The sequence below is a fragment of the Bacillus sp. PK6-025 genome, assembly GCF_056530265.1.
Window position 1 is genome coordinate 713,110 of the sequence record NZ_CP096509.1, and the last position, 14,702, is coordinate 727,811.

The 14,702-nt window shown below is 48.0% G+C and carries 15 protein-coding genes and 2 riboswitches; all 15 genes read left to right on the forward strand.

Annotation, left to right across the window (positions count from 1 at the left end; all coding sequences use genetic code 11):
- The first annotated feature begins 102 nt into the window (after positions 1 to 102).
- The 15 genes from guaA (at position 103) to purF (ending at position 14,695) form a co-directional block, all read left to right on the forward strand.
- Positions 103 to 1,644, forward strand: a complete 1,542-nt coding sequence (gene guaA, locus M1D67_RS03615; protein ID WP_020450427.1) for a glutamine-hydrolyzing GMP synthase — start codon at positions 103 to 105, stop codon at positions 1,642 to 1,644.
- Between the two features lie 40 nt (positions 1,645 to 1,684).
- Positions 1,685 to 2,236: a hypothetical protein gene (locus tag M1D67_RS03620; protein ID WP_479831594.1), complete on the forward strand. Its 552-nt coding sequence runs from the start codon at positions 1,685 to 1,687 to the stop codon at positions 2,234 to 2,236.
- A gap of 115 nt (positions 2,237 to 2,351) precedes the next feature.
- A riboswitch (purine riboswitch) is annotated at positions 2,352 to 2,453 on the forward strand.
- 133 nt (positions 2,454 to 2,586) lie between these two features.
- Positions 2,587 to 3,909: an NCS2 family permease gene (locus M1D67_RS03625; RefSeq protein WP_035337056.1), complete on the forward strand. Its 1,323-nt coding sequence runs from the start codon at positions 2,587 to 2,589 to the stop codon at positions 3,907 to 3,909.
- A 217-nt stretch (positions 3,910 to 4,126) separates the two neighbouring features.
- Positions 4,127 to 4,882, forward strand: coding sequence for a hypothetical protein (locus M1D67_RS03630; protein ID WP_479831595.1), 756 nt, complete (start codon positions 4,127 to 4,129; stop codon positions 4,880 to 4,882).
- A gap of 108 nt (positions 4,883 to 4,990) precedes the next feature.
- Positions 4,991 to 5,179: a hypothetical protein gene (locus M1D67_RS03635; RefSeq protein ID WP_479831596.1), complete on the forward strand. Its 189-nt coding sequence runs from the start codon at positions 4,991 to 4,993 to the stop codon at positions 5,177 to 5,179.
- 153 nt (positions 5,180 to 5,332) lie between these two features.
- Positions 5,333 to 5,920: a DUF2179 domain-containing protein gene (locus tag M1D67_RS03640; RefSeq protein ID WP_370510518.1), complete on the forward strand. Its 588-nt coding sequence runs from the start codon at positions 5,333 to 5,335 to the stop codon at positions 5,918 to 5,920.
- On the forward strand, positions 5,920 to 6,117 hold the full coding sequence (locus M1D67_RS03645; RefSeq protein WP_020450432.1) for an NETI motif-containing protein: 198 nt from the start codon (positions 5,920 to 5,922) through the stop codon (positions 6,115 to 6,117). Before M1D67_RS03640 ends, M1D67_RS03645 begins: the two co-directional genes overlap by 1 nt.
- Before the next feature lie 78 nt (positions 6,118 to 6,195).
- A riboswitch (purine riboswitch) is annotated at positions 6,196 to 6,298 on the forward strand.
- 136 nt (positions 6,299 to 6,434) lie between these two features.
- Positions 6,435 to 6,923: a 5-(carboxyamino)imidazole ribonucleotide mutase gene (purE, locus tag M1D67_RS03650; protein ID WP_020450433.1), complete on the forward strand. Its 489-nt coding sequence runs from the start codon at positions 6,435 to 6,437 to the stop codon at positions 6,921 to 6,923.
- A complete protein-coding gene (purK, locus tag M1D67_RS03655) occupies positions 6,916 to 8,058 on the forward strand; it encodes a 5-(carboxyamino)imidazole ribonucleotide synthase (RefSeq protein WP_080131558.1) in 1,143 nt (380 codons plus the stop codon). The genes purE and purK overlap by 8 nt, the downstream gene beginning before the upstream one ends.
- Positions 8,055 to 9,350: an adenylosuccinate lyase gene (gene purB / locus M1D67_RS03660; RefSeq protein WP_020450435.1), complete on the forward strand. Its 1,296-nt coding sequence runs from the start codon at positions 8,055 to 8,057 to the stop codon at positions 9,348 to 9,350. The genes purK and purB overlap by 4 nt, the downstream gene beginning before the upstream one ends.
- 74 nt (positions 9,351 to 9,424) lie before the next feature.
- Complete coding sequence (gene purC, locus M1D67_RS03665; RefSeq protein WP_020450436.1) at positions 9,425 to 10,141, forward strand: phosphoribosylaminoimidazolesuccinocarboxamide synthase; 717 nt, start codon at positions 9,425 to 9,427, stop codon at positions 10,139 to 10,141.
- A gap of 1 nt (position 10,142) precedes the next feature.
- Positions 10,143 to 10,397 carry a phosphoribosylformylglycinamidine synthase subunit PurS gene (gene purS / locus M1D67_RS03670; protein ID WP_003179532.1) on the forward strand — a complete coding sequence of 85 codons (255 nt, stop codon included), beginning with the start codon at positions 10,143 to 10,145 and terminating at the stop codon, positions 10,395 to 10,397.
- Complete coding sequence (gene purQ / locus M1D67_RS03675; protein ID WP_043054147.1) at positions 10,394 to 11,077, forward strand: phosphoribosylformylglycinamidine synthase subunit PurQ; 684 nt, start codon at positions 10,394 to 10,396, stop codon at positions 11,075 to 11,077. The genes purS and purQ overlap by 4 nt, the downstream gene beginning before the upstream one ends.
- Complete coding sequence (purL, locus tag M1D67_RS03680) at positions 11,061 to 13,289, forward strand: phosphoribosylformylglycinamidine synthase subunit PurL (RefSeq protein ID WP_020450438.1); 2,229 nt, start codon at positions 11,061 to 11,063, stop codon at positions 13,287 to 13,289. The genes purQ and purL overlap by 17 nt, the downstream gene beginning before the upstream one ends.
- Positions 13,265 to 14,695, forward strand: a complete 1,431-nt coding sequence (gene purF, locus M1D67_RS03685) for an amidophosphoribosyltransferase (protein WP_023855588.1) — start codon at positions 13,265 to 13,267, stop codon at positions 14,693 to 14,695. Before purL ends, purF begins: the two co-directional genes overlap by 25 nt.
- Positions 14,696 to 14,702: the final 7 nt, after the last annotated feature.

Here is a 14,702-nt window from a genome sequence, read left to right on the forward strand (position 1 = left end):
ATCGGACAAGCCGGGCCTTGTCCCGTGAATGGGGGCAGGACGGCCGTGTGTCTGCCGCCATTTTTTCTGTGCAAAAAGACAATTTGATAAAGAGGTGACACCATGACGAAGTTAGTAAATGAAATGATTCTTGTGTTGGATTTTGGAAGTCAGTACAACCAGCTGATTACCCGCCGCATTCGTGAGTTTGGTGTATACAGTGAATTGCATCCTCATACATTGACGGCAGAGGAAATTAAAGAAATGAATCCGAAAGGAATTATTTTGTCCGGCGGTCCGAACAGCGTTTATGACGAAGGATCTTTCCGCTGCGACGAAAAGATTTTCGAACTGGATATCCCTGTTCTTGGCATTTGCTACGGCATGCAGCTGATGACGCATTACCTTGGCGGAAAAGTAGAAGCTGCGAGCCAGCGCGAATACGGAAAAGCGAACATTCATATCGAGGGTGAACCGGATCTGTTTAAAGATCTTCCAAACGAACAGGTCGTCTGGATGAGTCATGGTGATCTAGTTGTTGAAGTTCCAGAAGGCTTTACCGTTGATGCGACAAGCCATCATTGCCCGAATTCAGCAATGAGCAAGAAGGATAAGAAATGGTACGGCGTACAATTCCATCCGGAAGTCCGCCATTCAGAATACGGAAACGACCTTTTGAAAAACTTCGTTTTCGGTGTTTGTGAATGTGCCGGCGAATGGTCAATGGAAAACTTTATTGAGATTGAAATGCAGAAAATCCGCGAAACAGTCGGCGATAAGCAAGTGCTGTGCGCCTTGAGCGGAGGGGTTGACTCCTCTGTCGTTGCGGTCTTGATCCATAAAGCGATCGGCGACCAGCTCACTTGTATTTTCGTAGACCACGGGCTCCTTCGAAAAGGCGAAGCGGAAGGCGTGATGAAGACGTTCAGTGAAGGCTTCAACATGAACGTGATCAAAGTTGATGCGAAAGACCGCTTCCTGAACAAGCTTAAAGGCGTCTCAGACCCTGAGCAAAAACGTAAAATCATCGGTAATGAGTTTATCTACGTGTTTGACGATGAAGCGGAAAAACTGAAAGGTATTGACTTCCTTGCACAGGGAACGCTTTACACCGACATTATCGAGAGCGGAACAGCGACAGCTCAGACGATCAAATCGCATCACAATGTCGGCGGACTTCCGGAAGACATGCAGTTTGAACTGATCGAACCGCTGAATACGCTCTTCAAAGACGAAGTGCGTGCGCTCGGTACCGAGCTCGGCATCCCCGACGAAATCGTTTGGCGCCAGCCGTTCCCGGGGCCAGGCCTCGGCATCCGCGTTCTTGGAGAAGTGACGGATGAAAAGCTTGAAATCGTCCGCGAATCAGATGCGATTCTCCGCGAAGAAATCGCCAAAGCTGATCTTGAAAAAGATATTTGGCAATACTTCACTGTTCTTCCTGATATCCGCAGCGTCGGCGTCATGGGAGACGCAAGAACTTATGACTATACGATCGGCATTCGCGCCGTGACATCGATTGACGGCATGACATCCGACTGGGCGAGAATTCCTTGGGATGTCCTTGAGACAATCTCGACACGGATCGTCAATGAAGTGAAGCACATTAACCGTGTGGTTTACGACATTACGAGCAAGCCGCCTGCAACAATCGAGTGGGAATAAGACAAATGCCCCAGCCTTTATGAGGCTGGGGCATTTTTTATTGGGAGAGGAATCAGTTATATTCATTGCTTTCATCACCGCAACAGCTCTGTTTCTGCTCAAGAAAAAAATAATTTCCCGAATGGCCTTATCAGGCGTCCTCTGTCTGTTCGCCGTACTTGCGTTCATTTTTTATTTTGCTGCAACGGTGAACTTTACATCCGTCAGTCTGGAAAACGAGAGTATTGCAGGCTTAAAAATCGGCGACAGCGTTAAAAATGACCATCGATTTGTAAAAAGTGGAACAGGGGTTGTGGAATATAAAGCCAAAAATATGTCAGGCGTAAAAGCAGAAATAGATAAACAGGAGAAAATTGTGCTATTGTTCAATATTTCTTCCGCTCAAACCGTGACTAGTGCAAAAGGCATCAAAATCAACGATACACTTCAAACAGTGGTCGAAGTATATGGAAAAGAATATAAAGAGCTTTGGTTTGTCGAAGGGTATGAAACCGGAATACAATATCAGGATAAAAAAAGAGACGTGGTGCTTGAATTTTATTTCAATGATCACAAGGTGCACTTGATTGAATTGAAGAAAACAGGGAATTAACCCGCTGCAGACCACGGTCAGAATCTGGAAAAAACAACGAACGAAGCGAACATTAAAATCATTAATGTTCGTTTTTTTGTATTGTGTTCAGCGTTAGATATTGCTACAATAGTATAGTAATTCAAAAAAGACTTGTCGTATAATCATGGGGATATGGCCCATAAGTTTCTACCAAGCTACCGTAAATAGCTTGACTACGCTTGTATACAATATTTTGTCCGTGAAAAAAACATTTTTTCAGTATGAAATATGCCGTAGTCAAGCGTCCCGCCAATTGGGGCGTTTTTTGTTTAAAAGCAAAGGTTTTTGAAACAATAAAAGCGACAGACAAACGAGAGGAGTATACCATTTTGAAGCGTTACTTTCAGTTTGAAGAATTGGGTACAAACTACCGGAGAGAAATGATCGGCGGACTTACCACATTTTTGTCCATGGCATATATTTTGATCGTCAACCCGCTTACCCTTTCTCTGGCGTCGGTGGAAAATTTCCCGGATGCATTGAGAATGGATCAAAGCGCGGTCTTTACGGCAACAGCGGTTTCAGCAGCTGTCGGCTGTTTTATCATGGGGCTGCTTGCGAAGTATCCGATCGCCCTTGCGCCCGGAATGGGGCTTAACGCATTCTTTGCATTCTCCGTTATTCTGAACATGCAGATTCCATGGCAGACGGCCCTTTCCGGCGTTATGGTTTCCGGACTAATTTTTATCGCTCTTTCGCTGTCCGGTTTGAGGGAAAAAATTATCAATTCGATTCCTTATGAGCTGAAAATGGCCGTCGGTGCGGGAATTGGTCTGTTTATCGCTTTCGTCGGTTTGCAGGGCTCCAAAATCGTCGTATCCAACCCGGATACCATTGTGTCGTTTGGAAATATTCATTCAGGTCCCGTTCTTTTGACTGTTTTCGGACTGATCATTACTGTCATTTTAATGGTATTGCGCGTGAACGGCGGCATTTTCTTCGGTATGCTGCTCACGGCGATTGTCGGCATGATCTTCGGTCAGATTGATGTTCCTGACAAAATTGTCGGTGCTGTTCCCAGCCTTGCACCGACATTTGGACAAGCCTTTATCCACCTTCACGATATCTTTTCGGTGCAGATGCTTGTCGTTATTTTAACGTTTTTATTCGTCGACTTTTTTGATACGGCCGGTACATTGGTGGGGGTTGCATCACAAGCCGGTTTGATGAAGGATAACAAACTGCCGCGCGCTGGCAGGGCTTTGCTTGCCGATTCTTCCGCAACTGTTGCCGGAGCGATCCTTGGTACATCGACTACGACCGCTTATGTTGAGTCAAGTGCCGGGGTAGCGGCCGGAGCGAGAAGCGGTTTTGCGGCGATCGTAACAGGCGTTTTGTTCTTGCTGTCGCTGTTCTTCTCGCCTGTCCTCAGCGTTATCACTTCGCAAGTGACGGCGCCTGCTTTAATCATCGTCGGCGTGCTGATGGTGGCGAATCTCAACAAAATCGACTGGACGAAGTTTGAGATTGCGGTGCCCGCATTCTTCACGATGATCGCGATGCCGCTGACATACAGCATCGCCACCGGAATCGCGATCGGATTTATTTTCTACCCGATCACGATGATCTTTAAAGGCAAAGCAAAAGAGATCCATCCGATTATGTACGGATTGGCTGTTGTATTCATTCTTTATTTCATTTTCTTGAAATAAGGTGTGCTGTGCGAAAAAGGCTTGTTCATTTGGACAAGCCTTTTTTATTTTCAAATCATTAAAAACGGAACCTTCCGCCTTCGTTTTTCGTCATATATAAGGGCTGCCGCATCTATGATAAAAAGAGGTTTGTCTTGACTGTTTCACACAGCTTATGTAATTTATAAAAGTGCTTTTCATTTATGTAAAGCTTTTGAATAGAATAGGAGTTGCTTATATGATTGAAGAACATCACAAACGAAATGAAGATGATATAGAAGAACCTGCTTCGAGGATGTCGAGGAATTCCCGGAAAAAAGCGAAGAAAAGCAAGGAGACGAATCCGTCTGCGGCGAAAGTCAAATCGGTGACGGAGAGCGTGATTGCCGCTTTGTTCCGCTATTTCAGCTTTGTGCTCGATATTTTAAAATCCCCGGTGCGCAGCGCACTTGATTTTGACCGGTCTTATTTTAAGTATTCCGTTATTTCAATGACGCTTTTAGCTGTTTTCTTTTCGCTCGGCAACTTTTATCAGCTGCTTGCGGGCAGGGGGAGAATTCTCGGGTTCGGCGTGTCAGTGCCGTTCCTGGAAGTGTTTTTGGTTGTGTTTATCTATTGCATGGCTTTCATGTTTTGGATGGCAGCATCGAGCTGGGTTGTATCGAATTTTATGCTCAGGTATAAAGTTTCATTTTTCGATATCACGGCAAAGTACGGTTCTCTATTGGTTCCGTTTATCGTCCCCGCCGCTTTGTGGATGATATTCGCGATTATCAACTTCACGGCCGCGACGGTGATTCTCTCGATCGTCATCTTTATGGGATTGACATTCGGGACTTTTACGCTGATTCAATCGATTTATGAAAAAAGCGAAAAAGCGCGGTTTGACCTGATGTACTGTGTGTTTACCGTCTTTTTGCTTGAATTGGTATTCGTTGCGGCAACATGGAAGCTGGTAGGCGGATACTTGTTGTCGTCGCTTATTCCTGTTTAAGGAGATATTGCCGGTTCTTCTTGAAGAACCGGTTTTTTCTCCGCATTAATCCTGAGTTGACTCATAAGAATAATATATATTTTAACCAATAAGATGGGGGAGTGATCGATGGCTAACTTTCTTCGAAAAGCTGTAAAACAAAAAAAGGAGTATTTAATCAGGCGGCTTGCAAAATCAGGGCGGCTGGACAATTTGAAAGACCTCTCGTCATACACGCTGAGCGATTTGGAAAAGGAGCACCGCAAACTGAGCGGATCCGTTGGAGATCGTCAGCGGGATCATAAGCACCAGCTCTGAAAGACGTTCATTTGAACGTCTTTTTTAATGGCGTTTCAATGCTTTGAAACCGGCAGAAAAAGGGTAAACTGATGGGAGTGAGCAATGTCGAAAAATTTTGTGGTGAAGCAGGGCCATTACAGGATTGTGTATGGAGAATTTCTCTAGTAGAATATGATTGCTTTGCATCTAAAGGAGGGATTTCAATTGCTTCACTCAGCACTATTGAATGGTGTGATCATGGTTGGAATTATTCTGGTTATCAATATTATATACGTAACGTTTTTAACCCTTCGAATGATACTGACTCTTAAAGGCCAGCGGTATCTCGCCGCTTTTATCGGGACAATCGAAATGCTTGTCTACGTCGTCGGGCTGGGGCTCGTTCTAGATAATTTAAATCAAATCCAAAACGTGATTGCTTACGCGGTCGGATTTGGAATCGGAATCATCGTCGGCACGAAAATTGAAGAAAAGCTCGCTTTGGGCTATATTACCGTTAACGCCATTACGAAAGAGCTTGATTTGGATTTGCCGAAACAGCTCAGGGAAAAAGGCTACGGCGTCACCCACTGGGTCGTCGGCGGACTTGAGGGAGACAGAACGGCGATGCAGATTTTGACGCCGAGAAAATACGAACTGCAGCTGTACGAAACGATTAAATCAATCGATTCAAAAGCATTTATCATTTCCTATGAACCGAAGACGATACACGGCGGATTCTGGGTGAAAGCCGTAAAGAAAAGGAGAATTAAAGAATAATGACAAAGCCGAAAAAAAAGCGCTTTGAAGTAACGGAAGGCGAAACGATCGAATCCGTGTTGACGAAGATGCAGGAAGAAGGCTATACACCGGTGCGTCGAATGGAGGAGCCGGTCTTCAAAGAAACAAAGGAAAATGGAACGATTCAGGTTGTTCCGTGCGGAAGAAAAATTATATTCGAAGGGAAATTACTCTAAACCCGAACATTAGAACAACAAAATATACTATCGTTCGATAATGTCGTTGACATTATCACAGTCCGTTGTTAAGATAAACATGACATGAAAACACATCCTCATATAATCTTGGGAATATGGCCCATAAGTCTCTACCCGATGACCGTAAATCATCGGACTATGCAGGAAAGTGGACAATAAACTGACATGGAGATCGCGAGAAGCGGACTAACTGACGATACACGCGCCATGCCCGGTTTGTGTTGCTTCCTACAAATGCAATACATGCCGGGCTTTTTATATGCGAAGAATAACAGCTAAAGGTGGGACAAAAAGATATGCAGCCTCTTCTTGGTGTTATCATGGGAAGCACATCTGACTGGGAAACGATGAAACATGCCTGCGGCATCCTCGATGAACTGGGAATTCCGTACGAAAAAAAGGTCGTCTCCGCACATCGGACGCCTGATTTAATGTTCGAATATGCCGAAACGGCGCGGGAAAGAGGCTTGAAAGTCATCATTGCCGGAGCGGGCGGAGCCGCTCACCTGCCGGGAATGGTCGCAGCCAAAACGACGCTGCCCGTCATCGGTGTGCCGGTTCAGTCAAAAGCGCTGAACGGTCTCGATTCGTTGCTTTCAATCGTTCAAATGCCGGGCGGTGTACCCGTTGCGACCGTTGCCATCGGCAAAGCGGGAGCGGTCAACGCCGGACTGCTTGCGGCGCAGATTTTGTCAGCTTTTGACGAAAAGCTTGCCGGAAGATTGGATGAACGAAGGGAAAGCATCAGAAAAACCGTGTTGGAAAGCAGTGATCAGCTTGTATAAACAAACGATTTTTCCGGGAGCGACAATCGGCATTATCGGAGGCGGACAGCTTGGCAAAATGATGGCGGTCGCGGCCAAACAAATGGGCTATAAAATCGCTGTTGTTGACCCTGTCCCTTCATCACCGTGCGGACAGGTCGCAGACCTTGAAATTACGGCTGCTTATAATGATCGCGAAGCGATACGGAAGCTTGCCGAAGCGAGCGATGTGATTACTTATGAATTCGAAAACATCGATTATGATGCGCTGAACTGGCTGAAAGAGCACGCTTACCTTCCGCAAGGGAGCGAGCTGTTGCTCCTTACGCAAAACAGGGAAACCGAGAAAAAAGCGATTGAATCAGCGGGCTGCAAAGTCGCCCCGTACCGAATCATTCACGACCGAACGGAACTGGAAGCGTCCGTAGCGGAGCTCGGTCTTCCGGCGGTGCTGAAAACTTGCCGCGGCGGGTATGACGGAAAAGGGCAGTACGTCCTGAAACAACAAGCACAAATCGGGGAAGCCGCAGCACTTTTACAGCACGGCACATGCATTTTGGAAAGCTGGGTTCCTTTCAAAATGGAATTGTCCGTGATCGTGACGAGATCGGTTCACGGAGAGACAACCGTTTTTCCGGCGGCAGAGAACATCCATAAACAAAATATTTTATTCCAGAGCATCGTCCCGGCACGGGCCGATGAAGCGGTTCAGGAACAAGCGGCAGCACTTGCCCTCAGGCTTGCCGAAAAACTTCAGCTTGTCGGAACACTGGCCGTTGAGCTTTTCCTGAAAGAAGACGGCGAACTTCTCGTCAATGAGCTAGCGCCGCGGCCGCATAATTCCGGCCATTACACCCTTGATCTTTGCGAAACGAGCCAGTTTGAACAGCATATCCGTGCTGTCTGCGGACTGCCGCTCGGCAAAACGGACCTTCTGAAGGAAGGAATGATGGTAAACCTTCTCGGAGATGAAGTGTACATGGCTGAAGAAGATCCCGAACTATTAAAAGAAGCGAAGCTTTATATATACGGAAAGCATGAAGTCAAACCGGGCCGCAAAATGGGGCATATCACATTTTTAAGAACACCCGACAATGAATGGATCGGGAAGATGACAGAAAAGTGGATTGAAAGAGATGGAGGACGAAAACAATGATCGAACGTTATTCAAGACCGGAAATGGCTGCGATTTGGACGGATGAAAACAGATTCCAAGCATGGCTGGAGGTTGAAATACTGGCTTGTGAAGCTTGGGCTGAGCTCGGCGTCATTCCGAAAGAAGATGTGAAGGTTTTGCGGGAAAAAGCGTCGTTTGACATCAACCGCATCTTTGAAATCGAGCAGGACACGCGCCACGATGTCGTCGCATTTACCCGCGCCGTATCGGAAACGCTTGGCGAAGAGAAAAAATGGGTGCACTACGGACTGACATCAACAGATGTGGTCGATACAGCTCTTTCCTATCTATTAAAACAGGCGAACGATATTTTGCTCAAGGACATTGAGAGATTTGTTGACATCTTGAAAGAAAAAGCAAAGGAACATAAATATACGGTCATGATGGGACGCACACACGGCGTGCATGCAGAACCGACGACATTTGGCTTGAAGCTCGCCCTTTGGTATGAAGAAATGAAGCGCAACCTGGAACGCTTCAAGCAGGCGAAAGAAGGCATCGAAGTCGGTAAAATTTCAGGCGCCGTCGGAACGTACGCGAACATCGATCCATTCGTCGAGCAGTACGTATGTGAGAAGCTCGGCTTAAAACCGGCGCCGATTTCAACACAGACGCTACAGCGAGACCGCCACGCCGATTATATGGCTGCACTGGCGCTAGTTGCGACAAGCATCGAGAAATTCGCCGTTGAGATCCGCGGCCTCCAAAAAAGCGAAACCCGCGAAGTCGAAGAATTTTTCGCAAAAGGCCAAAAAGGTTCTTCTGCCATGCCGCATAAACGCAATCCGATCGGTTCGGAAAACATGACGGGAATGGCGCGCGTCATCCGCGGCTACATGCTGACCGCCTATGAAAATGTACCGCTTTGGCATGAACGCGACATTTCGCATTCGTCAGCAGAGCGCATCATTCTGCCTGATGCGACGATCGCGCTGAACTACATGCTGAACCGCTTTGGCAACATTGTGAAAAACTTGACCGTGTTCCCTGAAAACATGAAGCGCAACATGGACCGTACACTCGGATTGATCTACTCTCAGCGCGTTCTTCTCGCTCTCATTGATACCGGCATGGCGCGTGAAGAAGCGTATGACACCGTTCAGCCGAAAGCGATGGAAGCATGGGAGAAACAAGTGCCGTTCCGCCAGCTTGTCGAGGCTGAGGAAAAAATTACGTCCCGACTGTCTCCGGAACAAATTAACGACTGCTTTGATTACAATTACCACTTGAAAAACGTCGACTACATTTTTGAACGTTTAGGCTTAGCGTAGAATCGACCGCCCGCTTTAACAGGCGGGGGTCTAAAAGATGAAATATTTCCAACATTCGGGTTAGGAGGCCTTCTGTGAATATTGTGAAAAATGAACTTTTATATGAAGGAAAAGCGAAAAAGATATACCTGACGGATGATGACAACACGTTGTTTGTCGAATACAAAGACTCGGCGACGGCTTTTAACGGAGAAAAAAAAGCCGAGATTGATGGAAAAGGCCGTTTAAATAACGAAATTTCCAGCCTGATTTTCACAAGGCTTCACGAGAAGGGAATCAACAACCACTTTGTTGAACGAATTTCAGAAACGGAGCAGCTCATTAAAAAAGTGACGATCATCCCGCTTGAAGTCGTTGTCCGCAATGTCGTTGCGGGAAGCATGTCCAAACGGCTCGGCATTCCGGAAGGCACGGAGCTGGAGCAGCCGATTATCGAGTTTTACTACAAGGATGACGCGCTCGGCGATCCGCTGATCACAGAAGACCATATCCGGATTTTAAACGCGGCTGAGCCTGAACAGGTGGAGAAAATCAAATCGATTACGAGACAGGTAAACGAAGAGCTGCAGACGATTTTCGCGGCTTGCGGTGTCAGATTGATAGATTTCAAGCTTGAGTTCGGGCGCGATAAAGACGGCGAGGTCCTGCTGGCCGATGAGATTTCCCCGGATACGTGCCGGCTGTGGGATAAAGAAACGAATGAAAAGCTTGATAAAGATGTGTTCAGAAGAAACCTGGGCGGATTGACGGATGCATACGAAGAAATATTCAAAAGACTTGGAGGCATGTAATATGTACAAAGTGAAAGTGTATGTCAGCTTAAAAGAGAGTGTTTTAGATCCTCAGGGGAGCGCCGTTCAGCATGCTTTGCACAGCATGTCCTACAAAGAAGTTCAGGACGTCCGCATCGGCAAATACATGGAGCTCACCATCGAAAAATCGGACCGCGACCTTGACGTTCTCGTCAAAGAAATGTGCGAAAAACTTTTGGCCAACACGGTGATTGAAGATTACAGATACGAAGTCGAGGAGGTTGTCGCACAGTGAAATTTGCGGTGATTGTGCTGCCGGGCTCAAACTGCGATATCGATATGTTCCACGCGATCAAGGATGAGCTTGGCGAAGAAGCTGAATACGTCTGGCATACAGAAACAAGTCTTGATGAATATGACGGCATCCTCATTCCGGGGGGATTCTCATATGGGGATTATTTAAGATGCGGCGCGATCGCTCGCTTCGCAAACATTATGCCGGCCGTCAAAAAAGCGGCTAAAGAAGGAAAGCCGGTGCTCGGCGTCTGCAACGGCTTTCAAATTTTGCAGGAGCTCGGTCTTTTGCCGGGCGCGATGAGACGCAACAAAGATTTGAAATTTATTTGCCGTCCGGTTGAACTTGTCGTCCAAAACAATGAAACGATTTTTACATCTTCCTACAGCAAAGGCGAATCCATCACGATTCCGGTCGCGCACGGCGAAGGAAACTTCTACTGTGATGAAGAAACGCTTGCCGGATTACAAGAAAATAACCAAATCGCTTTCACATACGGAACGGATATCAACGGAAGCGTCGCCGGCATTGCAGGCGTCGTCAATGAAAAAGGCAATGTATTAGGCATGATGCCTCACCCTGAACGCGCAGTCGATTCTCTGCTCGGAAGCGCCGACGGTCTTAAACTGTTTCAATCTATCGTGAAAAATTGGAGGGAAACTCATGTCGCTACTGCTTGAACCAAGTCAAGAACAAATTAAGGAAGAGAAGCTCTATCAGCAAATGGGTGTCAGCGATGACGAGTTTGCCATGATTGAATCGATTCTCGGAAGGCTTCCAAACTATACGGAAATCGGGATTTTTTCGGTCATGTGGTCAGAGCACTGCAGCTACAAAAATTCCAAGCCGATCCTGAAAAAGTTCCCGACAAAAGGCGAACGCGTCCTGCAAGGGCCGGGGGAAGGCGCAGGAATCGTCGATATCGGCGACAATCAGGCGGTTGTCTTCAAAATCGAATCGCATAACCATCCGTCAGCGATTGAGCCTTATCAGGGAGCTGCAACAGGTGTGGGCGGCATCATCCGCGACGTCTTTTCAATGGGCGCGCGTCCGATCGCTGTTTTGAACTCTCTCCGGTTTGGTGAACTCACTTCACCGCGTGTGAAGTACTTGTTTGAAGAAGTAGTCGCGGGCATTGCCGGATACGGAAACTGCATCGGCATTCCGACCGTAGGCGGTGAAGTTCAGTTTGACAGCTGCTATGAAGGCAATCCGCTTGTCAACGCGATGTGTGTCGGTTTGATCAACCATGAAGATATTAAAAAAGGGCAGGCGAAAGGCGTCGGCAATACGGTCATGTACGTCGGTGCGAAAACGGGGCGCGACGGCATCCACGGCGCCACGTTCGCCTCAGAGGAAATGTCTGACCAATCAGAAGAAAAACGCTCGGCTGTGCAAGTCGGCGATCCATTCATGGAAAAGCTGCTTCTTGAAGCGTGTCTGGAAGTCATCAAATCAGACGCCTTGGTCGGTATTCAGGACATGGGTGCGGCAGGACTGACAAGTTCAAGCGCGGAAATGGCATCCAAAGCCGGATCGGGCATCGAGATGAACCTTGACTTGATCCCGCAGCGCGAAACAGGGATGACGCCGTACGAAATGATGCTTTCCGAATCTCAGGAGCGCATGCTTTTAGTCATCGAACGCGGCCGCGAACAAGAGATCATCGATATTTTTGACAAGTATGATCTTGAAGCTGTGGCTGTCGGTCACGTGACAGACGACAAGATGCTGCGCCTTTTCCACAACGGGGAAATGGTTGCCGATCTTCCGGTTGATGCGCTTGCAGAGGAAGCGCCGGTTTACCATAAGCCGTCAAAAGTTCCGGCTTATTATAAAGAGTTCCTTGAAACAGACGTTCCTGCACCAAAAGTCGAAGATGCGAAAGAAACGCTTCTCGAGCTGTTAAAGCAGCCGACTATTGCGAGCAAAGAATGGGTTTATGACCAATATGACTACATGGTCAGGACGAACACAGTTGTCGCACCGGGCTCTGATGCAGCCGTCCTGCGGATTCGCGGCACGAAAAAGGCGCTTGCCATGACAACGGACTGCAATGCCCGCTACTTGTACCTCGATCCGGAAAAAGGCGGGAAAATCGCTGTCGCTGAAGCGGCCCGCAATATCGTCTGCTCCGGAGCAGAACCGCTTGCCGTTACGGATAACCTCAACTTTGGGAATCCGGAAAAGCCGGAGATTTTCTGGCAGATCGAAAAAGCGGCAGACGGGATCAGCGAGGCGTGCAACGTGCTCAGCACACCGGTCATCGGTGGAAACGTCTCTCTTTACAACGAATCAAACGGAAGCGCGATCTACCCGACGCCTGTCATCGGAATGGTCGGACTGATCGAAGATACAGACCATATTACGACCCAGCACTTTAAAGCAGCGGGCGATTTGATTTATGTCATCGGCGAAACATTCCCTGAGTTCGCCGGAAGCGAGCTGCAAAAACTGTCCGAAGGAAAGATTTACGGCAAAGCGCCTGCCATCGACTTGGAAGTCGAACAAGCGCGTCAAAAAGCGCTTCTGAAAGCGATCCGCACAGGGCTCGTGCAGTCCGCGCATGACGTCTCAGAAGGCGGCATCGGCGTGGCGCTGGCGGAAAGCGTCATATCTTCTCAAGGACTCGGCGCCAATGTAACGCTTGCAGGCGAATCTGCATTGTTATTCAGCGAAACACAATCACGGTTTATCGTCTCTGTGAAAAAAGAGCATCAAGAAGCGTTCGAAAAGCTTGTCAAAGACGCCGAGCTCATCGGCGAAGTAACGTCAGACAGCGCGCTGTCTGTTCAAAGCCAGGAAGGACAACAATGGATTCATGCGCAGATAGAAGAGCTCGAAAGCGCATGGAAAGGAGCTATCCCATGCTTGCTGAAATCAAAGGCTTAAATGAAGAATGCGGCGTATTTGGGATTTGGGGGCATGAAGAAGCACCGCAAATTACGTACTACGGCCTTCACAGCCTTCAGCACAGAGGCCAGGAGGGTGCCGGCATCGTGGCGACAGACGGCGAAAAAATGTCCGCCCACAAAGGCCAGGGGCTGATTACTGAAGTTTTTCAAAACGGCGAGCTCAAAAAGGTGACAGGAAAAGGAGCGATCGGCCATGTCCGCTATGCAACGGCGGGCGGCGGCGGCTTCGAAAACGTCCAGCCGTTCCTTTTCCATTCGCAAAATAACGGCAGCCTTGCGCTTGCGCACAACGGAAACTTAGTAAACGCCACTCAGCTGAAACAGCAGCTTGAAAACCAGGGCAGCATTTTTCAAACGTCTTCTGATACGGAAGTGCTCGCCCATTTAATTAAAAGAAGCGGCCACTTCGAGCTGAAAGATCAGATCAAAAACGCTCTTTCCATGCTGAAAGGCGCTTATGCTTTCCTGATCATGACGGAAAAGGAAATGATCGTGGCGCTTGATCCGAACGGACTCAGACCGCTATCTGTCGCAATGCTCGGCGACGCGTACGTCGTCGCTTCTGAAACGTGCGCGTTTGATGTGGTCGGCGCGACATATTTGCGAGATGTAGAACCGGGCGAGATGCTGATCATCAATGATGAAGGCATGAAGTCTGAGCGGTTCTCCATCAACATCAACCGTTCGATCTGCAGCATGGAGTACATTTATTTCTCAAGGCCTGACAGTAATATTAACGGCATTAATGTCCACAGCGCGAGAAAAAATCTCGGTAAAAAGCTTGCTGAAGAATCAGGCATTGAAGCAGATGTGGTGACAGGGGTTCCGGATTCAAGCATTTCAGCGGCCATCGGCTATGCCGAAGCGACGGGAATTCCTTACGAACTCGGACTGATTAAAAACCGCTATGTCGGTAGAACGTTCATTCAGCCGTCACAGTCGCTCAGGGAGCAGGGCGTGAGAATGAAGCTGTCAGCCGTCCGCGGGGTCGTTGAAGGCAAGCGCGTCGTCATGGTGGACGATTCCATCGTGAGAGGCACGACAAGCCGCAGAATTGTGACGATGCTGCGCGAAGCCGGAGCGACGGAAGTGCACGTCAGAATCAGTTCCCCGCCTATTGCCCATCCGTGCTTTTACGGAATTGACACATCAACGCATGAAGAACTGATCGCGTCCTCCCATTCAGTGGAAGAAATCCGTCAGGAAATCGGCGCCGATACATTGTCATTCTTGAGCATTGAAGGACTCCTTTCCGGGATCGGAAGACAGTATGAAGACGAAAACTGCGGGCAGTGCATGGCCTGCTTTACAGGAAAATACCCGACCGAGATTTATCAGGATACGGTTCTTCCTCACGTGAAAGAAGCCGTTTTGACAAAATAAACCGGCC